Genomic DNA, 23,929 nt, shown 5'->3' with positions numbered 1-23,929 from the left:
CTGGATGCGCTGCTGGGCAGCGGGACAGCGGCTAGACGATCGGCACGAGAATCTGCACGATCCCCACGATGGACACCAGCCACACGAGCGAGCGCACGAACGGCACACCCGCCACGTATAGCGGCACGTACACCAGGCGCGCGACGAAGTAGGCCAGCGCGCCGTAATGCGTCAGGACGTTCTCGCGCCCGGTCACGTGCACGATCAGCACCGCGATGGCGAAGATCGGCAGGGTTTCGAAAAGGTTCGTCTGGGCCCGCAGCAGCCGCCCGGAGAGCCTGCCGGGCGGCCGTGCGGGAGCGTCGCGCGGGCCGGCGTTGTAGCGCAGCCCCACTTCGCGGCTGCGTACGAAGGCTGGCAGCAAGACTTGCACCAGCGCGAGCACGAGTGTCCATGCCAGCATCGTCAGTTCGAAACTCACGGCGCCTCCATCGATGAATGCCCAAAACGGGTCGCGCCATCATGCCATCGCGATCCGCGAGCGTGTTACCTTGAATACGGTCCGGCTCTACTCGTCCCGTCGTCATGCATGCATTGACCCTCCGCCTCTCGCCCGGCTGCGACCTGCGCGCCGCGCTCGATGACGCCTTCCAGTCGCGCGGGCTTTCGGCTGCGTTCGTGCTGCAGGGCATCGGCAGCCTGAGTGTCGCGCGGATCCGTTATGCGGGCCGCGACGACATCGCCGCGTTGCAGGGCGATCTGGAAATCCTGACGCTGGCCGGTTCGCTTTCCGCGCAAGGTCCGCACCTGCACATGAGCATCTCCGATGCCGACGGCCGGGTCATCGGCGGGCACGTCGCGCCGGGCTGCATCGTGCGGACGACGGTCGAGCTCGTCGTCGCGCATCTGCCCGAAGAGCGCTACACCCGCGAACCCGATGCCATCACCGGCTTCGCGGAACTGGTCATCCAGGCTGGGTGACCACGGCCGGCGGCAGCACGCCGTCGAGCGCCAGATCGTGCCGCGCGATCATCTCGAACGCGCCATGCGTCTCAGAATAGTCCCAGCGTTCCACCGTGGTCCGGCGCTCACCGCTTGCGGCGGCGTCATGACGGATCAGGTTCACCGAATTGTCGATGGTGCCGCGCGTGCGGCTCGACAGCGCCGTGCCCGCCTGCACCGCCCACATGCGCCGGGGCAAACCGGCGAAGGTATCGTGCAGCGGCAGGACATAAGGCAGATGGATATGCCCGCCGAGAATCAGGTCCGCGCCCGCGCGCGCCCAGCGCGTCACAGCGCGCTCGCGTCCGTGCAGCAGGTTCGTCTCGTCCTGCGCGCGCGTCACGGCCACCGGCTGATGGGTGACCACCACGCGCAACTGCGCCGGCTGTTCGGCCTGCGCCGCTTCCAGCCGTGCCGAGACGCGCCGGATCTGCGCCATCGACACTTCGCCGTCCTTGTGCCGCCAGGGGCGCGTCGTGTTGACGCCGAGCACCAGCAGCGCCGCCGATTCGAAGCTCGGCTCGAGGTCCGCGCCGAACGCGCGCTGATGGTTGGCGTAGGGAGTGCAGAGACGCGCGAGCAGATTGAACAGCGGAATGTCGTGATTGCCCGGCACGACGAGCGTGGGCGTGGCCCCGAGCCTGTCGACGAACGCCCGCGCGGCCGCGAACTGGCTGCGGCGCGCGCGCTGCGTGATGTCGCCCGACAGGACCACAAGATCGGGCGGCAACGTTTCGATCAGATGCAGCAGCGCGGCGACCACCGCAGGCCGTTCGGTGCCGAAATGAGGATCCGATATCTGCAACAGCAAGGTCATGAACGATTCGCTTCCGCCACCTCGGGCTCGGGTTTGAGCAGGAGCAGCGGCCGGTCGGACACGCGGAATTCCAGCGGCAGTTGCAGCCGCGTGATCTCGCCATCGGTGGCGATCTTGACGAGCTTGCGCTTCTTTGACGGATGCGTCACCACGATCCGCTCGAAGGTCAGGCTCGTCACGTGATCCGAATCGGCGAGACGCCCCGCCGCGCCATGCAGCGACAGCCACAGATGCATCAGCCGTCCGACCGGCCGCGGCGCAAGCGCTGCGAGCAAACCCTGTTCCAGTGCGCGCGCGGCATCGGGCATGCCGATCTGCTCCATTTGCAGCCGGTTGTTGGCGACGAAGAGCGTCGATGAGCGCAACTCGGTCGTGCGGCCTTCGTGTTCGAGATGCAGGCGCAGATGGCGGTGCGGCTTGAGCATCGTATACAGCGCCGACCACAGCGCCACCAGCCGGCTGCGGCCGAACTGCTGCTTGTAGGTTTCGCGGTCTTCGAGCAGGCGCGGATAGAGCCCGAGGCTCGCGTTGACGAGAAACATCCGTCCGTTGGCGAAGCCGGTCTGCGTCGGATACGCGCGCGCGGCGAGCAGCAGTTTCGTGGAGGATTCGAGGTCGGCGGGAATGCCGTGATCGCGGCTGAAATAGTTGAAGGTGCCGCGCGGCAGCACCGCGAACGGGCAGCCGGCGTCCAGCGCCGCGTGCGCGACGGTGCAGAGCGTGCCGTCGCCGCCCGCGCCGACGAGCACGCCGTCCTGCGCGCGCGCCGTGTCTGCCATTTCACGCGCGACGGCTTGCAGCCGGCGCGGATCCTCGACGACGCGCAGTTCGAAGCGGCGCCCCGCCGCGCCGAGTTCGCGTTCCAGTACGGCGCGCGTTTCGTCGACGAGCTTGCGGCCGGAACCCGCGTTCATCACGATGAAGAACGGCGCGTCAGGAGCGAGGGTGATGGCCGTTTCGGCCGACGTGACGGATGGGGATGCAACGGTAGGGGTCATCGGCAGCGCTCCTCGCGGTTTCGTTGCGATTCCCGTGCGCGATGGACACGGAGAACCGCCGCGCGCCTGATGCGCAGGTGCGCGGCGGCTTGCCGATTATAACGAATGGCTTACAGTCCGGATGCGGCAGCTTAGGTGTGTTCGCCGCGAATGTAGTACTCGAGCTGCTGGATGGTGTACTGCTGCTCGGCCATGATGTTTTTCACCAGATCGCCGATCGAAATCATGCCGACCAGCTTGCCGCCGTCGATCACCGGCAGATGGCGCATGCGCTTTTCGGTCATGAGCGCCATGCAGTCGTCGGTGGTCTGGTCGGGGCGCACGTAGCGCACCTGCGACGTCATGATGTCGCGCACCGGCGTCTGCTTCGACACGCGGTCCATCAGGACGACTTTGCGCGCATAGTCGCGCTCGGTCATGATGCCGACGATCTCGTCGCCCTCGGTGACGATCACCGCGCCGATATGCCGGTCGGCCATCATCTTGATGGCATCGAAGACCGATGCCGTGGCGGCCACCGTAAAGACCGTCTGGTCGGGTTTCGAACTCAGTACCTGTGCGACTGTTGCCATCGAGCGCCTCCGACTGGCTTCGCGCGGTCTGCCGGCGCATCGTGCCGGCGTGGTGCGCATTGTTGTACGCGGAAAACGATGCTGTCTCTGGGCGACGGTCTTGTTGTGCGCCTTTCAAGAGCCTAAAGCCTCGCGCGCGACGCCCTCATCGGCATTAACCCGACCATTCGGAAAAAAGTATAGATCAACGATGTGACGCGCCGCCTGCATCGTGCAAAGGCCGCGCACCGTCTTCCTTCAGTTTCCGCGACGCGTGCCGCTATTCAGACACCCGGCGGAAATCATCGCCGGATGCGGCATACAGGACGGCAACGCGGCGCGACGCGCCACTCAGGGAGAACAGGTGAGCACTTCACAACAGGATATCGAGCAGCGCGTGCGGCTCGCAGGCAGCAACATGTTCGAATTGCTCCTTTTCAGGCTTGGCGAGGCGCCGGGCTCGGAGCAGCGCGAACTGTACGGCATCAACGTCTTCAAGGTCCGCGAGATTCTCGCGATGCCGTCGATCACGGCCGTCGCCGGATCGAGCGAAGAGATTCTCGGCGTCGCAGATATCCGCGGCCAGATCATTCCGGTCATCGATCTTGCGCGCATCACCGGTTGCCGTCCGAAAAACGGTCCGAAAATCCTGCTGGTCACCGAATTCGCGCGCACGACGCAAGGCTTCGCCGTCGAGGAAGTCGACGATATCGTGCGGCTCGAATGGAATCAGGTGCTGTCGGCGGAATCGCACTCAGGGGGCACCGCCGTGACGAGTTTCGCGCGGCTGGACGGCAACGTCGACGGCTCGCGCCTCGCGCAGGTGCTCGATGTCGAGCGCATCGTGCGCGACGTGCTGCCGGGACAGACCTCCGACATCACCGAGGCCAGCACCGGCCGCCTGCAACTGAGGCCGGGCGCACGCGTGCTCGCCGCCGACGATTCCGGCGTGGCGCGCGCGCTGATCGAGCAAAGCCTGACCGCGATGGGCGTGCCGTTCGTCATGACGAAGACCGGCCAGGAAGCGTGGAACGTGCTGGAAGCCGCGCTGAAGAAAGCGCAGAAGGAAGGCACCGAAGTCGCCGATCAGATCGCGCTTGTACTCACCGATCTCGAAATGCCGGAGATGGACGGCTTCACGCTCACGCGCCGCATCAAGGCCGAGAGCGGCCTGATGCACATTCCGGTGGTGATCCATTCGTCGCTGTCCGGTTCAGCGAACGAACAGCATGTGCGCAAGGTCGGCGCGAATGCCTATGTGTCGAAATTCGAGGCGTCCGAGCTGGCCAGCGTGATGCGCGGCGCCCTCGCCCGGGCCGCGTGACGCCGGCCTGAAAAGCGTTTCCCAAAACGATCGGCGCCCGGTGGTGCAGACCTCGTGAGTCTGCGCCGCCGGGCGCCGAAATTCATTCAGACCGTCAGCCTGGCCGGTACGCCAGGCTTGACCGGTTCGATCAGTGACCGAAGAAAACCGATTGCGCGTTGTTGTTGCTCGATTGGGCGCGATTGCCCGATTGAGCCAGCGATTCACGCGAGCCGCCGAAAGCGGTCGTGTTCACGCCGTTGGCGTTTTCCTGAGCGGCAATGGCTTGTGCGCTCGGGCCTTGCTGCGAAGCGGGCGCGCCGACAGCCGGACGGTAGAACGGAGCCGGACCGTAGCCGCTTGCAAACGCGGGGGCGGCGACAGCGGCGGAAACAGCGATAAGCAGGGTAGCGAGAAGATTGCGTTTCATGGTGTGTGCTCCAAAGACGGTTGACGTTCAATCAGAAAGCGCCGCAGCGGTCTTGCGAGAAACTGTCTGCTACGTCGATGAAATGCAGTGTATACCCCTACTATCGCTTTTTTATCCCCATTGGTTTCAATACAGTTTTCGTGGAATGCCAACAATCGCTGGCCGCACAATCGTGCTGAAACCGCGCAGCGGCTCGCAGCGTAAGGGATTGAAGCCGGAATAGATGTTCTATCACCGCACGCTTCATTCGGCGGGGACGGAACAATATTTAGCGCACGAGCGTGCGTTAAAAACGTTGGCGCACGTGATTTCCGGCGTTATCAGTGAACGACCAGCCGCTCGATCAGATGCACCAGCGCGCCGGGCGGGTTGCCCTTCTGGCAATAGCCGTCGAAACCTGCGGGCAGCCCTTGCGGCCGCACGCTTTCCTCGCCGAGCGCCGTGAACGCAATGATCACCGCATCCCGCGTATGAGCGATACGCCGAAGCACGCGCGCGGTTGCGTAGCCATCGTGTTCGGGCATGGTGATGTCGAGAATGACGACATGCGGCACCCAGTGATCGACGGCGTGCAGCGCGTCCACGCCGGAGAGCGCGAAGCGCGTGTCGAAACCGTCCGAGATCAGCGCGGCAGAAAGCGCTTCGGCGCTGAAGGCGTTGTCGTCGACGACCAGGATGCGCCACTGGTCGCGATCCACGTCGACATTACGGCGCGACCACAGCGCGCAATGGGGGGAATGCAGGGAAACGGACATGAGCCAGTCGACGGATTCGTATGCCCGCAGTGCAGCACGAATCGAGCCCGGCCCAGGCGGAAAGCATTCAGGCGGTGTCGTCGTTGGCGGACGGTGCGGCCTTGTCGTCCTTCTTGCCCTTGCGTTTCTTGCTGGACGCTGCCGCTTCGGTGTCGCGCAGGCGAGCGTTGGCCTCGACCAGCGATGCGGCGTCGCGCTGGCGCAACACGAGATCCAGCTCGCCGAGCGCGCCCAGCAGCGCCGCCTGCTCGGCATCGTCCAGCAGCGCACCGCTCTGTGTCACGCGCCGCGCCTCCTTGTCGAGACGCTTCAGGAGTTTCGCGCCGAAGCGCGTATCGATGGCGCTCTCGCGCGCCAGCGTCCCAATGACCGATGCCAGCCGGATGAGTCCTCCGGCGGTGGTCTGAGTCGCGCCGTCCAGATCGTCGTGGTCTTCCAAAACCTTCTCCCCAAGTTGGCGCGCGGCGCCCGGTGCGCGGCCGGCCCGATGCGGACGCCGCATGAGCGCCCGTCTCCGGTCCGGCGATGATACGCCGCCAATATGACAGTCATTATTTGCATGTACCGATGCACTCACCATGATCGTTTCACGGTCGTCACGCGTTACGATCCCGATTCGGGGCGCGACCGATGGCACACTACTGCGTGGCGTCCGCCGCGGCGCCTGTCGCAGACACGCAGATCGCCCCAGAACCGCAACCGAATCCCGCATGAATCCCGCTACCCTGCAAAGACCGCCTTACGGCTCCGATTTCTCCGGCCTCGTCTGCGGCTTTCGATTCCACGTCGATCAGCCCGGCGAACCGATCGATGCAGAGGCCGCGAGCGCATGGCTCGCCCGCGACGACACGACCAAGGAGTTCGTCTGGCTGCATTTCGATCTGGCGAACAGTGCGTGCGAACGCTGGATGCGCGGCCGGCTCGACTTGCCGGACGCGTTCTTCGACACGCTGCACGAAGGCTCGCACTCGACGCGCCTCGAGCATCACGAGGGCGCGCTGTTCGCGCTCATCAACGACGTGATGTTCAACTTCGAACTGACGCCTTCCGAGATCGCCACATTGTGGGTTTATACGCACCAGAAGCTGATCGTGACCGCGCGTCTCAAGCCGTTGCGATCGGTCGACTCGTTGCGCGAATCGGTCAGGCGCGGCGAGGTCTTCCGCTCGCCGGCCGAATTGCTGGCGCATCTGCTGCGCGATCAGGCCGACCTGCTGGTGCAGATCGTGCGGCGCACGAGCGTCGAGGTCGATGGACTGGAAGACCGCTTTCTGTCGATGCGCGGCACCGAGATGCGCACCGACCTCGGTGGACTGCGCCGCGTGCTGGTCCGGCTGCAACGCCTGCTCGCGCCGGAACCCGGCTCCGTGTTCCGGCTGCTTGCCCGGCCGCCGCGCTGGCTGCATGCCCAGGACATTCAGGACCTGCGTGACGCCACCGAAGAGTTTTCGCTCGTGCTCAACGATCTCGCGGGTCTGGTCGAGCGCATCAAGCTGCTGCAGGAGGAAGTGGGCACGCGCATGGACGAACAGAGCAACCGCACACTGTTCACGCTGACGCTCGTGACCGTGCTGGCGCTGCCGATCAATATCGTCGCGGGCTTCTTCGGCATGAATGTCGGCGGCATTCCGCTCGCCGAGAATCACCACGGCTTCTGGCTGCTCGTGGTGATCGTCGCGAGTTTCACCGCGTTGGCGGGATGGTGGGCCTTCCGGCGCCGCCGCAACGGCTGAGCGTCTCAAGGGCGCGTCAGAAGCCCAGGTCGCTCAGGCCCGGATGCTCGTCGGGACGACGGCCCAGCGGCCAGTGATATTTCCGGTCCGCTTCCTTGATGGGCAGGTCGTTGATCGACGCATGACGATGCGTCATCAGCCCCTGCTCGTTGAATTCCCAGTTCTCGTTGCCGTAGCTGCGATACCAGTTGTTGGCATCGTCGTGCCATTCATACGCAAAGCGCACCGCGATGCGGTTGCCCGTGAAGGCCCACAGTTCCTTGATCAGGCGATAGTCCAGCTCGCGCGCCCATTTGCGGCGCAGGAACGCCACCACTTCCTCACGTCCGTTCGCGAATTCGGCGCGATTGCGCCAGCGTGTATCCGTGCTGTAGGCGAGCGACACACGCTCCGGTTCACGCGTGTTCCATGCATCTTCCGCGAGACGCACTTTCAGACGGGCCGATTCTTCATCGAACGGCGGGAACGGCGGCTTGCTTTCCATGACGATTCCTCCTGTAAACAGAACAGCGGCAGACAATTGACAGATTCGCGCCTGGTAGACAAGTCTGTCTACTCCGACGCACTCTAGCGCAGGTAGACGAACCTGTCTACAATCGCCGGCATGAATACGGCAGCCTCCCTGATCGAGTTTCCGGAACTCACGCCCGATGCGCGCATTCTCCAGACCGCGCATGATCTGTTTTATCGCGACGGCATTCGCGCCACGGGCATCGACCGCGTGATCGCCGAATCAGGCGTCGCGAAGAAGACGTTCTATCGTTATTTTCCGAGCAAGGACGATCTGATTGTCGCGTTCCTCGAGTTCAGGCACGACAACTGGATGAACTGGTTCAAGGACGCGCTGCAACGGCACGGCGGCACGCTGGCGGCTCTGGTGCCGGCGCTGGCGGAATGGTTCGGCGCTGAAAGCTATCGCGGCTGCGCGTTCATCAACTCGGTGGTGGAAATCGGCGGCACGTTGCCGCAGGCGGTAGAGATCGCGCGACGGCACAAGCGCGACATGACGTCCGCCATTCGCGCACTCATGCCGGCCGCGCGCACCGCCAAAGCCGACGCGCAGGCGCTCGCCCTCGCAGTGGACGGCGCCATTGTCGCCGCGCAGTTCGCCGACTCGCCCGCGGATGCGTTGAAGGCGCTCGCGCGCCTGGTGCGCGCGGTGAAGCGCGGCACCAGCGCGGAATGAAGCAGTCTTAGCGGGAAGACACTTCGGGCGAGCCGCCCAACAGCGCGTTCATCGAATCGATGTCTTCCATGCTCAGCGTCGCCACGTCCGCCTTGAGCCGCAGGAACGCAACCAGCGCCTCATAACGTGAACGCAACAGGTCGCGCTTCGCGGTATAGAGCGTGTCGATGGCGCGCAGGACGTCCGTGCTCGCGCGGCTGCCCACCTTGAAGCCGACCGTCGTCGCCTGCAGCGACTCGTCTGCCGTCGAGACGAGATGCGTCAGCGATTCACTGCGAATGCGTTCACGCACATAGCGCGCGTGGTCATCGCGCGCGGCGGCTTCGGCCTGCACCGAGGCCGCGTTGAAGGTCTGCTCCGCCTTGTCCTGCTGCGCGAGCGACTGCTTCACCCGCGCCTGGATCTCGCCTCCCGAGAACAGCGGAACCTGCACCTGCAACATGCCGACGGTGGTCGTGGTCGGACGCGAATAGCCGCCCGCCGCGCCCGCCGGCGTATAGCTGCCCGTCACGCTGACCACCGGATAGCCGGCCGCGCGCGCCTTCGCGGAATCGAATTGCGCGATCTTCCAGCCCAATTCTTTCGACTGCACTTCATACGCGCTCGTCTTCGCCTGCTCGGCCCAGGCTTCCTGCCCCTCCGTGAGACCCGGCGGAGTCATGCCGGCGGGCAACGGCGTCAGCGCCACGAACGGCTGTCCCGTCGCCTGCTGCACCGCGCGACGCTTGACGCCCAGTTCCTCTTGCGCGTCCATTGCCTGCAATTGCGCCTGTTCACGCGCGGCGTCGATTTCGCGTTCGTCGATCAGCGTCGCCTCGCCCGCCGCGCGCTTGCGGCGCACCTGATCGCGCTGCGCCTCGATGGCCTTCAGATACTCGCCCGAGCGCTTCACTTCGTCTTCCGCGGCGAGTTCGTCGAAGTAGGCACGCACTGCGCGCAGGATGGACTTCTGCTGCGCCGCGGCCAGATCGACGGCCCCTTGCGCAACGATGTAATCCGCCTGCCGATAGGCCGTCCACTTGCTCCAGTCGAACAGCGGCTGCGTGATGTTGACCATCCAGCCGCTCTGCCAGTAGGTCTGCCGCGGATAGGGATCCATGTCGATACGGTTGTACGCGCGGCCCCAGCCGCCGGTGATTTGTGGCAACAAGCCCGCGCGTGCGATCGGTACCGACAGCTTCGCGGCCTCGTAGGCAGCGCGGGCCTGGCCCAGCTCCGCGTCGTAATCGAGTGCTTGCTGCACGACCGTGGAAAGATCGTCGGCTTGCGCCAGATGGGTGGTTCCGAGCAGCACGAGCAGCGCCGTTGCGCCCAAGCCTCGCTTAAGCATAGGCGGCCTCCTGCTCAGCGCCGGCGTCTTCGCGCACCAGCGCGCCGTCTTCGAAGCGATAGCGGATGTCGAACCACGATGCGAGCGACATGTCATGCGTGATCACCACCACCGTGCGATTGAGATTGCGCAGCAGTGTGGCGATATGCTGTACGGACACCGGATCGAGATTCGAGGTGGGTTCGTCAAGCAGCAGCACCTCGCGCTGCTGATACAGCGCCCGCGCCAGCAGCAGACGCTGACGCTGCCCCGCCGAGATGTTCGCGATGGTGTCGCTGATGACCGTGCGTGTGCGCATCGGCAGCCGCATGACGTCCGGCAGCAGACCGACGTCGTCGAGTATCGCGTGGACGCGATCCTCGTCCGTCTGGCCTGCGAACAGTGTGATGTTGTCGGCAATGGAACCATGCAGGATGATGTCGCCCTGCCGCATGTGCGCCTGATGCCGGCGGATTTCATCGACGGCGAGATTCGGCCACGCGATGCCGTTCAACACGATCTGCCCGTCCTGCAGCGGCTCGGCCGCCGACAACAGCTTGAACAGCGTCGACTTGCCGCTGCCGGACGGTCCGGTGATGACGATCTTGTCGCCCTTGCTGATCCGGAAACTCGCATCGCGCAATACCGGCTGATCCGAAATGCCGTACTTGAAGGTCACGTTGCGCACGTCGATGCAGTCGAACTGACGCACTTCCGTTGCGCGTTGCGTATCGGGCAGCGGCGTATAGCGCTCGTTCTCGCATTCGACGATGTCGTCGACACGCGCCGTCGGCACACTCAGCATGAAGTACTGGAACATTGCGCCGATGGCGCTCGCGAGCCGCTCCGACATCAGCGACTTGTAGATCAGGAACGAATAGAACACGCCGACCGAAATCTTGCCGCCCAGCATGAGGCGCGCCGCCATCCAGGTGATGACGAGCGTGTCCGCATAATTGACCAGCTTGAGAAAGCCGTCGCGCCGGCAGGCCAGGCGGCTGCTCTGCAACAGGGCCGAGGCATAGGCCTTGAACAGCGTCATGTGAATGGCCGTGCGGCGCGTCTCCCCCTGAGCCAGCTTGAGCAGCGACGCGGCGCGGATGGTCTCGATCAGCGAATCGTCGCAACGCGCGGAGGTTTCGAGCACGAGCGCGTGAGTGTCGCGCATTGCCGGGTACATGCTCAGCGCGATGAGCACATACAGCGCGAACACCGCCAGCGCAATGAACGTGAGCTGCGCGCTCTGGATCAGCATCAGTACGAGCGCCAGCACGCCGACCGCCAGATCGATGTGCAGCGTAATGGCCGAACGCGTGGCATACGCGCTGATTTCATCCTGCGCCTTCACGCGGGCGAAGACATCGCCGACGTGACGCTTCTCGAACCACGACATCGGATTGCGCAGCAGATGACGCACGACACCTTCCGTCGAGTTGATCTGCGTGAGGGTATAGAGCAGTTCGGTCAGATACTTCTGCACGTACTCGCTCAGCGCGCCCAGCAGGAAGATGCTGGCGAAGCTCATGATGAGCACGTTCAGCAGGTTGCGATTGTCCGCCGCAACGACATGGTCCAGCGTGAGATTGCCGAAGTACGGCATCGAGAGAATGGCGAACTGGCTGCCGAGCGCGACGAACAGCACCTTGGCCGTCTGCCGCTTCAGTTGCGGACTGAAGGCGCGCACGCGCTTCAACGCTGCCGGCACGCGCGACTTCGCGCGGATGCGCGGCATCTCGGGTGTGGGCGAGAACTCGAGCAGGAAGCCGGAAATGGCTGAGCGGAAGGTATCCATCGACACGCGCCGGCGGCCGGTGGCCGGATCGAGGATGCTGATATAGCCGCGGCTCACCTTCTCGAACACGACGAAGTGCGCGCCGCCGAAGTGCAGGATCGAGCCTTTCTTGACTTCGGAAAGATGCGACGGGTCGAAGCGATACGCCTGCACCGCCAGGCCAAAGTCCACGGCCACGTCGTACAGGTCCATCAAGCTCAGGCCGTTCGCGGAGATGGGCTTGTAGGCGGACAGCTCGCGCACTTCCGTCGCGCGGCCGAGATGCGACAGCACCATCGCCAGGCACGCGTAGCCGCATTCGGCTACTTCATTCTGATAGATCACTCGCACGTTCATCCCCTCAACATTCGAAACAGTGGCGCCAACACCCATTCGGCAATGCTTCTGCGCTCCACGACGATGCTCGCGGTCGCGCGCATGCCGGGAAGAATCGCGAAATGCTGACCTTCGAAGTCGAAGGTATTGCCGCGCAGCGTGGCCCACGCGAGATAGTCGCCTTCGCTGTCCGAGCCTTTCGAGCCGGCGGTCTGCTCCGGGTCGGGCGTGCCCGGCGTGCCCTGGTTGCTGGGCGGGCTCGCGGGCAGCACGGTGGTTCCCGAAATGGAATCGATGCGCGCCTCGTAGGTGCCGAACTTGGCGTAGGGAAAGGCGTCGAACTTGAGCCGCACGAGCTGACCTTCGCGCACGAAGCCGCGACGCCGCGACGGAATGCTCAGCGCGACACGCAGCGGCCCGCCCTCCTTGGTCGCGATGACCAGCGCGACATCGCTCGTCGACAACATGCGTCCCGCCACCAGTCCCGAGAACGTCACCACGCCGCCCTTCGGCGCGGACACCGTCGCGTCCTGGCGCTGCTGCTCGTAGCGGGCCTGTACGTCCTGGATGTCGCGTGCGCGGCGCGCGTCGAGCTCGCCCAGTTGCGCGGCGAGATCGGCCTGCGCGCTGCGCGCGGCGCCGATCTCGCCATTGAGCTGCTGACGCCGCGCCACGATCTGCGACACGCTCGCCTTGCCCTGATGCACGTCGGCGCGGGCTTGCTCGACCTTGTCGGCGGTCACGTACTCCGCCACCGAATTGAGCCGCGTCAGACGCTGCTGATACTCGCCGACCAGCTGGCTGGTCTGAGAGATCTGGGCATCGAGCGCGGCCAGTTCTGCACGGCGGCTCGCTTCCGTGGTCCGCGATGCCGCGCGCTGCGCATTCAGTTGCGCGCGGCGTTCGCTGTACTGGGCGTCGATGGCGGCGATCTGCGCCTCGCGCATCTGCTGATCGAAGACCTGGCGGCGCAGGCCGTCGGTGCTCAGCGAGAAGTCGCGTTGCAGGCGGAACAGCGGCGTGCCCGGCACCACCTCTTGCGACGGACGCACATAGATGGAAGAGACGAGCCCCGACAAGCCTTGAATCTTGACTTCGGAAGGCGACATGATTTCGCCCGATACGTCCTGCTTGAGTTCAATCTGATGCAGGAACGAAAAGGTCACCGCGACGATCGTGAAAGCCGAAGTGGCATACGCAATCCAGCGCCAGGGCACGTCCCTGAAGTGAGGAAGATCAGTTGGTTGCATGGAGGATTGAGCCTGCGGTGCGCGTGTTGAGTGCGCGGCGTTGGCCTGCGCACGTATTGTTGGAGTGGCCGGCTGCGTCAGTGGGCAGGCGCGAACGCGTACATGGCCGGATAGCCCGCCGGCAGCCACTGCTCGTAGTTTTCGAGTAATGCGGTTTCGATGTAGTCCGCGAGCGTCTGAGGCGCGGTGGACACGGTGAGGTCCAGCGGCTCGAATGCACGGAGACTGAAACGTCCGCGCGCGAAACGCAGGTAGAAGGGCACCATGCGCGCGCCGAAAGTTTCCCCCAGCCGGAAGATGCCGTTATGAACCCGCGCATCCTTGCCGAACATCGTGACGCGCGCGGTCTGCATGGGATAACGATGCATGGTGAAAGGCGGCACGTCGGCGAACAGGACCGCGACGCCATCGCGCTTCAGTGAGCGCGCCACGCGCACGCCGAGGTTGTTGCGATGCGCGTCTCCGTAGGTGTACAGCACCTTGATGCCCGGGATGAGGGCGTGATCGTCGCCGTATTGATTTTGGATGACGCCCGATACCACCGCCATGGACTCGAGCCCGAGCAGTTGCCCCACGCGCTCGACCACCGCGATGTTGGCGTATTGGGAGACATAGTGGAAAGGCGAGAGGAACACGGGCTTCTCGGGCGCTTCGCGTCGCAAGGTTTCGACGCGTTGCGCCAGTTCGCAAGCGATGGCGTCCAGATCTGGCCAGACTTCCTGCCGTTTGAGCTGGCGACCGAAATGAAGACGTTGATCGACGAAGTTTTCCAGCTTGGCGCCAGAGACTGCGCGCTGCGCCTGGGACTCAGGCAAGCCGAGTACGTCCCTTCCGATCTCCGCGCGAATCCTGCCGCTGGCGTGGACCTCGGAATTGAACAGGCTGTGCAGCGTCCAGGCCGTTTTGGCCACAGGTTCAAGCCAGGCCGCGGGAATCCGACCGACCACCGCACGACGCAACGAATGCCTTGCGCGCGCCAGAGAGTGTCGAACCAAAAAGTTAACCGTAGCCATGTGAATTTGCCCCGTAACACGATTCACAAGAAAACGGACCCCGGAAGGTCCGCTTTCTTATCGAGCTTCTTCCTGTACCGACCGGCGTAGGCCGGTTAGCGGCTCACTTCTTCAGATAGACCGTGACATACGTGACGTTGGTTGCCGCGGCTTGCGACCGGCTGGCCTTGCAGCCGCCAGCCACGTCCGACAGGTTCAGCTCGTTGCGTGCGATTTTTTGCATTTTGGTTTCCTCTATTGAACAGTGATGCGATTTCTCGTAGAGCGCGCCCTGCTCGCCGGCAAACCCCGCAGTGCGCGCTTGATACAGCGTCAGCTGACACCGGCGAGCGGTGTCGGGCGTGACTTAACCCACGCGAACGGTGACGTACGTGACGTTGGTTGCGGCAGCGCGTGACTGGCTAGCCTTGCAGCCGCCGGCGACGTTCGACAGGTCGAGCTCTTTGCGTGCGATTTTTTGCATTTTGTTTCTCCTTCGAATGACATGGACAGACTGAAATTGAACGCGCCTTGGTCCGGTGAACGGATTGCGACGCGCCTTGCTGACTTACATCGACAGCGTGATATTCACGTTCGTGGTCGAATACGATGCCGAGCTGGAGCTCGAGCCCCCGCCGCCGCCCTTCGCCGTACCACCTGCGATTTGCGACTTGATGAGTGCGTTGCGGTCAATCTTCTGCATTTAAAAACCTCTAATAAAAAAAGTAAGCACCGGAGATAAAGGCATGCGTTTGTCGGTACGACTGCTTCAAACCAACCTTATCGCCGGTGATTGAATTATAGGTTTCCAACCGGATAACGGTTATGCATCGATATAAAGTTACAAAAATGTCGCCTTAAAATTAAATCAGGACGCAAATATTAATCCAACTCCTATAATCCATCGCACGGATTTATTGATTAATCCGGCTCTTATTTACGGCCCCTCATGATGCTTTGACTAGCTTTTCTATCCCTCTACGCGGCCTTTAGCTGTTTGACGCTTGCGGCCATAGTCGTTCATGGCTGGCGCCCTCCAGATTCCGGGTCGTTCCGCCAAAGCTTGAAGACGCCGCGTCATGATTGTGGAGCGCGGTATCATGGCGCCAAATTAAAAAGGCTGATTTCATGCAGACATGAAATCAGCCTTGAAAAAACAATTACCTGGTTACTTGTCCAGGGTACTATCGAGGTGGGTTTTCTACCCCCTGATTAACGGCCCCGACGCGCGCACTCACTATCTCTCAGGTTACCGAAATAGAGAATGCGCCAGTTTTACCATTTCCCTTCGAGATACTCGCGTTGATCGTAATATTAGTCAATGATGAACTGATGCTCGAACTGCTTGCACCTCCGGCAAAATTCACATTAGCCAGATCTTCACGGTTAATCTTTTCCATTTTTGAACTCTTTTTTAAAAAAACCCGTAGTTGTTCGAGCGCTCGGTCCATGCATCAAGGATGGCCGCGTCGTGCTCGATCCCGATCAATGACTCAAAGTCAGTACTTGTTTCTCACCGACAATTGAGTCTAACGACATCTCAGGAGGCTGATCAATCCTCCGTTTTCTTAAATCTGCTGAACGATCAGTTGTAAGTGAAGTTCACCGTTGCAGTTGCAGCCACGGTTCCGGCTGTCAGTGCCCCCAGTTTGTAGAATTGTGCAACCATCGGGATGGTCATCTTATTGGTTGCGTCCACAAGGCCGAGCGTCATTGCACTGCCCAGTGTGATAGCGGTTCCCGTGGTGTCCCCAACCGTACTCGCCTTGAGCAGCTGCACGCCCACCTTTCCGGCGTCGCCCGTGTTCTTGAGAACGCTGGTAACCGTATCCGACGTTCCGTTGACCGTCATGGCGACGTTGGTGCCTGCTACACAACTCTCAAGATTGATCTGAAACGCCGTGGGATTCTGAGTGGTGCCAGTAAAGTCAGTGATCTTCACTGTTCCCAGATCGATCGTCTGATTGACGTACGCCGCATTCACCGTACAGGTGGGAAGAATGATCTTCCCGGTGAAGTTAAGTGTAGCGTCGGCCGCCCATGTGGATGCCGAACATAGCATCATCGCACCTGCGATGATGGATCTTGTCTTGTGCATCTTGATAAAACCTCCTCGATAAAAGCCTCGCCCGCCGCCCTCGCGACGAACATCCCATGTTCACTGCGTGACCAGGTTACTGATACTGCACGGTCATCAACAGTGTCGCGTTTGCCGTACCCGGACTGATTGCGCCAATACGGAAATAACTAGCCTTCATTGAAAGGCTATAACTGTTCGCCTTGGTTCCGTCGAAACCATTCAGCGGCATGTAGGTCGCCAGTGGAAGAACCGCGCCCGTGCTGTCGTACAACTGAATGCCTACACCGCCTGCCTGCGACGTTCCGCTGTCCAGCGCCACGACATTGCTGTACCCGGACACCAGGCGGTCGGGCGAGATGGGATCAATCCTGTATTGAACGCTATGGATCAATCCGGAAAGGCTGGCTGGATCGGTGCTGTCCGCCACGCCCGCGGGACAATTGTTGAAGGCCAGGTTGAATGATCTCGACTTGCTTGATGGAGCGCCAAGTCCCGGGAAGTCGGCCGGTGTTTGCGTACCCATATCCACATTGACATCAGGCGTCTGGCAGGTCAGAACGGTGATGATGACCGGCGTCATGTCGAAATTGATGACCCCCGCGGAAAAATCCAGGTTTCCAGGGGGTTGCGTCTTCAGTGCGGACTCCCACGAGAATGCCTGCGCGAGTTGGCCGCTCACTGTTCCGGGCGTGACACTTCCGATCTTGACCAGCGACCCGATCAATTGCCCACCATTGTTTACGGCGGTGCCGTTCTGATTCCATTGATAACCCAGTTGCGGAAAGCCAAACGGCCCACGTGTTCGGCCGTTGGTATAGATCACGCCGCCCAAGGCCATCCCCACGCCTGGTACATTTGTCGCATAGACGGGAAAAGAGACGCCGTTATAAGAGCGGGTGTACGACGTCGGCGTAGTGGGGATAATTCCCGCCGCTTCGAAGTCGGTTCCCGTGAACCAGCTTTCCGACTGATTGCACGTCCAGTAATTCGTAGTTAATGGAGTGGACACCCACCCCGTCAACGGTGATCCGTTCGGCAGATCCCGCGCCACCGCCACTCTGGCCGGAAAATTCAGCGTATAGAGCCAAGGCGGATTCGAATGGCACGACGCGGTTGCCCACACATGCCCGGGCGAAATAGCCAACACGCCAACGCAATACAACACACAACGGATCCACGCCCGCACCGCTCTTCCCATCACTCTCATGTTCTGTCCTTCGTTGAATTGGAGCGCGCCAGACTTATCCGCAGACGCCATCGGAAATGGCCAGTGAAGCTGGCTGCTTGTTCTTTTGCATCGGCGGCAATTGATAACGCACCGCGCACGTCTGATTCGGCGAGTCACCCCATTTGACATGCATCCTGCCCTCGTCTATCTTCAGACCAGTCGCAATAATTCGACTTCCCTGCGCCACCACACCAACGTTGTCGCCCTTGTCGTCGAACACTTGCGAGCCGAACGGAAGCGGCTTGCCATCCGGCTGGGTGACGTGCATCACTGCCGCGCGGCCGGTATCTTCCGTGTCGAACTTCAATGCCACCACCGCGCCCGCAGTGGGCGCCGAACGCTGCACCGTCGATTTCAGCATGACGTTGATCGGCAGGCCCTTCGGGTCGATTTCGACATCGTTGTTCGAGTACGGCTGCATGCCCGAGACGACCGCATGCCCCCACGGATCGACGCGCAGCCCCGCGCCGCTCGCGACACGCGCGCCGGCTGCGTCCTTCGCTTCGACAATGCCGATGGTTTCCGCCATGTTCGGCGTGAACGCGACGCCGCCCTTCCAGGCCACCACGCCACCCGACACCCCCGCGCCGACTTGCGAATAGTTGCGCCCCGTGCTGCCGTTCAAGGTCATTTGCGCGAACGGCGCCACGTAGCCCAGGTTGCCGCCGACGGTGGTGGCGCTCGAGCCGGCATTGCCGCCATCGCTGTAATTGGCATTGACGCCGTATGACAAAGCGCCGTCGGTGCCCAGGGTTCCGTTGACCGACTCCTGCATGCTGTAGGCGCGATTCGCCGAGTCATACTGGAAGTTGGTCGACGAGACCGGCGCGCGTGCGCCCAGGCCCAGCGGAATCATCACGTTGAACATCACGCGGTTATCCCACTTGTTCGTGTTGACGACGAATTGCCGCACGAACGACGCGCCATACGTGATCCGCTTCCAGCTGTTCGAATAGCCGATCTGAAGCTGCGTATCCTGCCCCGAACGATTCCAGTAGTTGGCAATGGAGCCGATGGCATAGGCCGAGCCATACCGGCCATTGGATCCCAGCGCCTGATTGACCGTGAACTGCATGCGCGACTTCTGCCGCGCCGTCATCTGGTCGGGATTGCCGGTCTCGTATAGCTGCCGCATGACCATCGCGTCCGACAGGCTATAGAAGCCGTTCGTCGAATAGCGATAAGCCGCGATCGCAATATTCGTATTGGTCGGCTGAAGCAGCTGGCTGTAGCTCAGCCGGAAGCTCATGCCGTTGTGCGTGCCGACCCGCTTGAAACTCGCGGTCGCGTGAGTCGCGTCGAAACCGAAGGCGCCGATCCGCGTATTGATCGCGGCGCCCATCATGCCGGCAAAGTATTGATCGGCGCCCGTGAAGCCGCCATAAAGCGTCAGCAGGTTGCTGATGCCATGCTGCACCGTCATTTGCGAAACGAACGGATGAATGTCGAGCGATGCATCGCGATACTGGCCGATGGTGGCGCTATAACGCGTGATCCCCGGCCGCAGTGCGTTGACCGCCGCTGCATAGGGCACGGTAGACGTGTGCTGCGTCCCGTCGGCCTCGGTCACGATCACATCGAGATTGCCGCCGTAGCCCGTGGGATACAGATCGGTCAGTTCGAATGCGCCAGGCGCGACCGTGGTTTCGTAAATGATGTTGCCGCCCTGCCGCACCTGCACGCGCGCATTGCTGTTCGCGATGCCGCGCACGATCGGCGCATAGCCGCGCTGCGACTCGGGGTACATGCGGTCGTCGGTTCCCAGCGTGACACCGCGCACGCCATAGCTGTCGAACAGGGCGCCATCCGTGAAGGTGTCGCCGAGCGTGAGCTGGCTCTTGATGTCGCTGAACCCGCGCTGCGCGTAGGTCTGCACCGTCTGATAATGCGTGCCCGCCGAGCTGGAGCTGTTCAGGTTGCCCTGGTAGCGGAACCGCCACGCCCCTGCGTTCAGGCCTCCCGTCACGCCGAGATACTGTGAATCGTTCGTGAAGCCGCCGGCCGTGCTGTGGTAGGCGTTCGCGTTGTACTGGAGCGTGGCAGCGGGAATGCCGTTGTCCCAATACTTCGGGTCCACGTAACCGCGTGCACGGCTGAACATCACGATTTGCGGAATGCTGACATCCAGCCGCTGCTCGCCGCCGTCGAACGACGCGAACGCGCTCGGAATCAGGTCCGACAGCGCGAAACACGCGCCCTTTCCGGCGGCACCCTCGGCGCCGCCCTCCGCCGCGGCGAGCTTTGCAGCCGACTCGGGCGAGAGCTTCCTGAGATCCACGCCGATCCGCTCCAGCAAATCGCTGTTGAAGCACGGCCGGACTTCGCCCGAAGCCGGTCCGATTTCGCGGATATCGACGTCGAACTTTCCGCGCCACATGTCGTTGACGAACGTCTCGGCCCGGTAGGTACCGGGAAGGACTTGCTGGCCCTTGTTGAATCGGGAAATATCGACTTTCTCGCCGCTGCCCGAATCGAGAAACTGGTCATTGAATTCGACCTGCGAGAGTTTCATCGATTCATCCGCCAGCGCCTGGGCACTGACACCCATCGCGGCAATTGCCTGTAGCGTCACCACGCTGATCGGTCTTTTCGACAGACCGAACATTTGAGTTCTTCCGAATTGCATAGGGATAGGTACTTCGAACAAAAGGCTGGACGGAAATCCGCGCATGCCTTCGTTCCAGCACGCTACGCTTTGCTACGGATTCAGACGTGAAGGACCACCCCGGCGCCCAACCTCTTGCCGGGAAGTCATTGGAGAAATTCGTTGAATAAAACGCTCAGGGCGCCAGCCGCGATTCGCCATGCTGCGGTCCGCCGTAATCATTGATGACAGTCCAGGCGACCTTGCCGGAACTCGGCACATCACCTTTAAGCGGAAAGTCCTTTGTCTCGCCGGGCGCAACCATGCCGCCATCAATGAAAGACGCAGTACGCGTGCCGTCCGAGTACGAGACGCTGTCGAACGAAACGTGATACTCCGTGGGATTCGACGCCTCGATCATCGTCTTCCCGTGGTCCTGCTTCAGATGCCACACGACCTGTCCCGCAGCATCGACAGGCTGCTTCTGGAGTGCGGAAGGGCGATAGAAGAACTTGATGCGCGTGCGGAAAGCCAGCTGCAATTGATTCGCGGAGGCTGCCTCGCCCGTGGCTTTGGGCGGAACTTCCAGAACATTCAAATAAAAGATTGACTCTTTGTTTGCAGGCAATGGCTCACCGGCAAACATGATGCGCAGGGTCTGCGACTTGGTGGGGTCGATCCGCATCAGCGGAGGCGTAATGGTGAACGGCACCTCGATGGTATCCGGCTGGGCATCCGGGTCGCCCTTGTCGAGCCAGACCTTCACGAGGCCCGGAACCTTGCCATTATTCGTGAGCTTGACCGTGACTTCGGGTTCGCTCTGGTTATAAACGACCCGCGTACCCGCGATGACCACCGAAGCATGCGCGCAGACAGAAAATCCCCACACCACAACAAATGAAGTCGCGATTCTTGCCAGTTTCTTTGCCAGTTTCATGGTGACGATGCAACACCTAACCTCAAGCTGATTACAAACAGGCGGGCAACCAAGCCCGCCCGCCTTTCGGCGAACCGTCAGATAAGCCGGTCCGTCTTCAGGAAAACCGATTTACTGGTAGTCGATGCTGTACACGACGGACGAGTTGGCCGCGCCTGCCGTGGTCTGGCCGGTGGCGTAGTAGCGTGCGATGTAATACAGCGTGGCCTGGCCCGAGGAAATGTCCACCGGCTTCGAGTTCTGCAGGTCGCTTGCGTAACCCACCTTGATCTGCGTGCCGTCCTGGTTCAACAGTTCGAGCTTGACGTTCTCTGCACCACCCGGCTGCACGATCAGGCGACCGTCGACCGGATCAACCGTTGCGCCTGCCTGATAGAACACCGCCGCCTTCGAGTGACCCGACACCGGCGTGCAGTTCTTCAGCGCGATCTTGTAGCTGGTGTCGCCAGCGGTGATCTTGCCGGAAGCGCCCGTCAGGTCGCGCGTCTGAACCTTCGGCAGCGCAACCGTGCCGTCGGCCGAACCGCCGCCGTTGACATCGGTGTCGCACGTTCCGGCAATCAGTTCACCGTTGAACTGGATCGTGCCTGCATCGGCAAATGCGCCCGCGGCGGCCGTACCCAAAATACCAGCGACAAGCGCAGAGACAGCAATCTTCTTCATTTCCTATTACTCCAATCGATTATTAACATCTGGTGTTTCCAGTGTCGTCGTTTTCTAATAGACCAGGTGGTGATCTATCATTACCCACACCTTAACCCCGGGGTCGCGATTTCAATGCCACTCGTCCCAGATTTCTCCTAAGTTGATTCGGATGACCAAGTAACGAGTACAAAAGCATGAAACGCGGAACGAATGATGCAATATCCGATCGATTTTTGTTACCCGATCTTTCCTACTATTTGATTCCGCAGCAAGAGAGATCGCCATTACAGGATAAGTCTTATGCAAGACGAGTGAAAATCAACAGCCAGTTGTCCGATAACTCTCTTAACCCGCTGCCGATTCGTCTGTATCGCTTGATAGGCTGCATCGGTCTATTCTTATTGCATGCGAGAAAGCATGCGTTTGTTCCGACTCACTCAGCGACCGAAAGCCATCGCCGCCGGCGCCAGTGCGCGCTCGATCACATCCGCGAGACGCGCAAAGTTGGGCGCGATCTCTGCGTTGGGCACGCAGGCATAGCCCAGCATCAGGCCGCGCAGCGCCTCGTCCTGCTTCAGGTAGTAGTTGACGAGCGGACGCGTCACCACGCCCGCGGCGAGCGCCTCGGCGGCGATGACCCGGTCATCGGCATGGCGCGGTAGCTCGAGCACGAAGTGCAGTCCGGCTTCGTCGCCGCGCACCGGCAGTGCATCGCCGAAGCGGGCGCGAATCGCATTGATCAGCAACTCGCGCCGTTCGCCGTATAGCCCGCGCATGCGCCGCACGTGTGAAGTGAGATGGCCGTCCAGGATGAATTCGGTCAGCACCGCCTGCTGCATCAGCTGCCCTTCGCGATACAACTCGGCCACGCCGGTGCGGAAGGAATCGACGAGATCGTCCGGCACGACCATATAGCCCATCCGCAAGCCGGGATACAGCATCTTCCCCAGGCTGCCGACGTAGATGACCTGGCCGGACTCGTCGAGTCCCTGCAGCGAGGACAACGGCCGGCTGCCGTAGCGGAACTCGCTGTCGTAGTCGTCCTCGATGATCCACACCTTGTGCTGACGCGCGAACTCCAGCAGCGCGCGACGCCGCGCCAGCGTCATCACCATGCCGAGCGGATATTGATGCGAAGGCGTCACCAGCGCGACCCTCGGCGGATCGGCCATGTCGCGCGCGCCAGGATTGAGCCCTTCCGCGTCGACAGGGACCGGTGCGAGCGTCAGCCCCGATGACTGCAGCACGCTGCGCACGCCCCAGTAGCACGGTTCCTCGACCCATGCGCGATCGCCGAAATCGGTGAGCAGGCGCACGGCGAGGTCGATCGACTGATGAATCCCCGTCGTGATGATGATCTGGTCGGGCTGGCACTTCACCGAGCGCGCGACCCGCAGGTAGTCCGACAACGCGCGGCGCAGCGGCCGGTAGCCGCCGCCAGGCGCATAGGTGAGCAGATCGGGACTTGGACGCTTCCAGAGCTTTGCCTGCAGGCGGCTCCAGGTGCGCGCCGGAAACTCCGCGACGTCCGGCACGCCCGGCATGAACGCGCCCCACTGCTTCGGCGACACGCCTGCCTGTGCGATCAGCCGCTCGCCACGGCGCGAGATGGCGCTGGGCGGCTTGGCCTCGTCCGGACGCGGCGGGCTGGCCGCGCCGTCGCGCGGCGCGGTGTCGGCGACATAGGTGCCGCTGCCGGTCGCCGAGCTCACGTAGCCTTCGGCCGTCAGCTGGTCGTAGACGTGCAGCACGGTATTGCGCGCGATGCCGAGATCGATCGCCAGCGTGCGCGAACTCGGCAGCTTGGTGCCGGGCGCGAGCTGGCTCGTCAGGATGGCCTGCTGCATCAGCTCGAGCATCTGGCGATACATCGGCTCGGCAGCCGAGCGGTCGAGCCGCGCGCTCAGCCAGTCGGCCAGGATGATGGTGTCCATGCGCCTCTCTCCTCTTTTTTTGCCTCACCGCCGACGCGCAAGCCGCCTCAAGTGGTTCCATTCTGAATATTGAAATGGCTCCCCATTGTAGAACCGTGCCGGGCTATAGTTATCCGAAGCAAGAGAAAAAATTTCCGGGTATCTCCGT

24 protein-coding genes are annotated in these 23,929 nt (G+C 62.2%); 4 read left to right on the top strand and 20 right to left on the bottom strand.

The annotated features are described in order from the left end of the window. Positions 1-31 precede the first annotated feature (31 nt). Positions 32-421, bottom strand: a complete 390-nt coding sequence (locus QCE64_RS29885; protein WP_309837833.1) for an MAPEG family protein — start codon at positions 419-421, stop codon at positions 32-34. A gap of 104 nt (positions 422-525) precedes the next feature. Here QCE64_RS29885 and QCE64_RS29880 point away from each other — a divergent pair, with 104 nt between their 5' ends. Then, the gene (locus QCE64_RS29880; protein WP_310007770.1) at positions 526-921 is read left to right on the top strand and encodes a DNA-binding protein; all 396 of its coding nucleotides are present in this window, start codon (positions 526-528) and stop codon (positions 919-921) included. Here QCE64_RS29880 and QCE64_RS29875 read toward each other — a convergent pair. From QCE64_RS29875 to QCE64_RS29865, 3 genes are all read right to left on the bottom strand, one after another. After that, on the bottom strand, positions 905-1,759 hold the full coding sequence (locus QCE64_RS29875; RefSeq protein ID WP_310007768.1) for a metallophosphoesterase family protein: 855 nt from the start codon (positions 1,757-1,759) through the stop codon (positions 905-907). The genes QCE64_RS29880 and QCE64_RS29875 overlap by 17 nt on opposite strands. Further along, positions 1,756-2,757, bottom strand: coding sequence for a diacylglycerol kinase family protein (locus QCE64_RS29870; RefSeq protein ID WP_310007765.1), 1,002 nt, complete (start codon positions 2,755-2,757; stop codon positions 1,756-1,758). The genes QCE64_RS29875 and QCE64_RS29870 overlap by 4 nt, the downstream gene beginning before the upstream one ends. A gap of 131 nt (positions 2,758-2,888) precedes the next feature. Continuing rightward, positions 2,889-3,329 carry a CBS domain-containing protein gene (locus QCE64_RS29865; protein ID WP_309926012.1) on the bottom strand — a complete coding sequence of 147 codons (441 nt, stop codon included), beginning with the start codon at positions 3,327-3,329 and terminating at the stop codon, positions 2,889-2,891. A gap of 343 nt (positions 3,330-3,672) precedes the next feature. On the opposite strand from QCE64_RS29865, the gene QCE64_RS29860 reads away from it, so the two are divergent. Continuing rightward, positions 3,673-4,632 (top strand): chemotaxis protein, encoded by a 960-nt coding sequence (locus tag QCE64_RS29860; protein WP_309819785.1) that lies wholly within the window; start codon positions 3,673-3,675, stop codon positions 4,630-4,632. A gap of 130 nt (positions 4,633-4,762) precedes the next feature. On the opposite strand, the gene QCE64_RS29855 is transcribed toward QCE64_RS29860, so the two are convergent. From QCE64_RS29855 to QCE64_RS29845, 3 genes are all read right to left on the bottom strand, one after another. Beyond that, positions 4,763-5,041 carry a hypothetical protein gene (locus tag QCE64_RS29855; protein ID WP_309837826.1) on the bottom strand — a complete coding sequence of 93 codons (279 nt, stop codon included), beginning with the start codon at positions 5,039-5,041 and terminating at the stop codon, positions 4,763-4,765. Between the two features lie 320 nt (positions 5,042-5,361). Beyond that, the gene (locus QCE64_RS29850; RefSeq protein ID WP_309926010.1) at positions 5,362-5,796 is read right to left on the bottom strand and encodes a response regulator; all 435 of its coding nucleotides are present in this window, start codon (positions 5,794-5,796) and stop codon (positions 5,362-5,364) included. Positions 5,797-5,863: 67 nt separating this feature from the next. Next, entirely contained in the window at positions 5,864-6,235 is a 372-nt protein-coding gene (locus QCE64_RS29845; protein WP_310007763.1) for a hypothetical protein, read from the bottom strand. Between the two features lie 271 nt (positions 6,236-6,506). Between QCE64_RS29845 and QCE64_RS29840 the strand changes: the two genes are divergently transcribed. Beyond that, positions 6,507-7,529: a transporter gene (locus QCE64_RS29840; RefSeq protein ID WP_309926007.1), complete on the top strand. Its 1,023-nt coding sequence runs from the start codon at positions 6,507-6,509 to the stop codon at positions 7,527-7,529. Positions 7,530-7,545: 16 nt separating this feature from the next. Here QCE64_RS29840 and QCE64_RS29835 read toward each other — a convergent pair whose 3' ends face one another. After that, entirely contained in the window at positions 7,546-8,013 is a 468-nt protein-coding gene (locus tag QCE64_RS29835) for a nuclear transport factor 2 family protein (protein WP_309819779.1), read from the bottom strand. 120 nt (positions 8,014-8,133) lie between these two features. On the opposite strand from QCE64_RS29835, the gene QCE64_RS29830 reads away from it, so the two are divergent. Continuing rightward, positions 8,134-8,715, top strand: a complete 582-nt coding sequence (locus QCE64_RS29830; protein WP_309934591.1) for a TetR/AcrR family transcriptional regulator — start codon at positions 8,134-8,136, stop codon at positions 8,713-8,715. A 7-nt stretch (positions 8,716-8,722) separates the two neighbouring features. Here QCE64_RS29830 and QCE64_RS29825 read toward each other — a convergent pair whose 3' ends face one another. The 12 genes from QCE64_RS29825 to QCE64_RS29770 form a co-directional block, all read right to left on the bottom strand. Then, the gene (locus QCE64_RS29825) at positions 8,723-10,045 is read right to left on the bottom strand and encodes a TolC family protein (RefSeq protein ID WP_310007761.1); all 1,323 of its coding nucleotides are present in this window, start codon (positions 10,043-10,045) and stop codon (positions 8,723-8,725) included. Further along, complete coding sequence (locus QCE64_RS29820; RefSeq protein ID WP_309926003.1) at positions 10,038-12,146, bottom strand: peptidase domain-containing ABC transporter; 2,109 nt, start codon at positions 12,144-12,146, stop codon at positions 10,038-10,040. Before QCE64_RS29820 ends, QCE64_RS29825 begins: the two co-directional genes overlap by 8 nt. Positions 12,147-12,148: 2 nt before the next feature. Beyond that, on the bottom strand, positions 12,149-13,381 hold the full coding sequence (locus QCE64_RS29815) for an HlyD family efflux transporter periplasmic adaptor subunit (RefSeq protein WP_309926002.1): 1,233 nt from the start codon (positions 13,379-13,381) through the stop codon (positions 12,149-12,151). A 77-nt stretch (positions 13,382-13,458) separates the two neighbouring features. Then, positions 13,459-14,394, bottom strand: a complete 936-nt coding sequence (locus QCE64_RS29810; RefSeq protein ID WP_310007759.1) for a hypothetical protein — start codon at positions 14,392-14,394, stop codon at positions 13,459-13,461. A 547-nt stretch (positions 14,395-14,941) separates the two neighbouring features. Then, entirely contained in the window at positions 14,942-15,076 is a 135-nt protein-coding gene (locus QCE64_RS29805; protein WP_309926000.1) for a hypothetical protein, read from the bottom strand. A gap of 541 nt (positions 15,077-15,617) precedes the next feature. After that, positions 15,618-15,773 carry a hypothetical protein gene (locus QCE64_RS29800; protein ID WP_309925999.1) on the bottom strand — a complete coding sequence of 52 codons (156 nt, stop codon included), beginning with the start codon at positions 15,771-15,773 and terminating at the stop codon, positions 15,618-15,620. Between the two features lie 185 nt (positions 15,774-15,958). Then, positions 15,959-16,471 carry a fimbrial protein gene (locus QCE64_RS29795; RefSeq protein WP_309925998.1) on the bottom strand — a complete coding sequence of 171 codons (513 nt, stop codon included), beginning with the start codon at positions 16,469-16,471 and terminating at the stop codon, positions 15,959-15,961. A gap of 76 nt (positions 16,472-16,547) precedes the next feature. After that, positions 16,548-17,660, bottom strand: coding sequence for a fimbrial protein (locus tag QCE64_RS29790; RefSeq protein ID WP_309925996.1), 1,113 nt, complete (start codon positions 17,658-17,660; stop codon positions 16,548-16,550). Between the two features lie 34 nt (positions 17,661-17,694). Then, entirely contained in the window at positions 17,695-20,352 is a 2,658-nt protein-coding gene (locus QCE64_RS29785; protein WP_310007757.1) for a fimbria/pilus outer membrane usher protein, read from the bottom strand. A gap of 109 nt (positions 20,353-20,461) precedes the next feature. Next, positions 20,462-21,202 (bottom strand): fimbria/pilus periplasmic chaperone, encoded by a 741-nt coding sequence (locus QCE64_RS29780; protein WP_309925994.1) that lies wholly within the window; start codon positions 21,200-21,202, stop codon positions 20,462-20,464. A gap of 111 nt (positions 21,203-21,313) precedes the next feature. After that, complete coding sequence (locus QCE64_RS29775; protein ID WP_309925992.1) at positions 21,314-21,865, bottom strand: fimbrial protein; 552 nt, start codon at positions 21,863-21,865, stop codon at positions 21,314-21,316. A 419-nt stretch (positions 21,866-22,284) separates the two neighbouring features. Next, positions 22,285-23,781 (bottom strand): PLP-dependent aminotransferase family protein, encoded by a 1,497-nt coding sequence (locus QCE64_RS29770; protein ID WP_309925990.1) that lies wholly within the window; start codon positions 23,779-23,781, stop codon positions 22,285-22,287. Positions 23,782-23,929: the final 148 nt, after the last annotated feature.

Source organism: Caballeronia sp. LZ043 (assembly GCF_031451075.1).
Taxonomy (GTDB): domain Bacteria; phylum Pseudomonadota; class Gammaproteobacteria; order Burkholderiales; family Burkholderiaceae; genus Caballeronia.
This window is presented reverse-complemented; position numbering and strand designations above follow the sequence as displayed.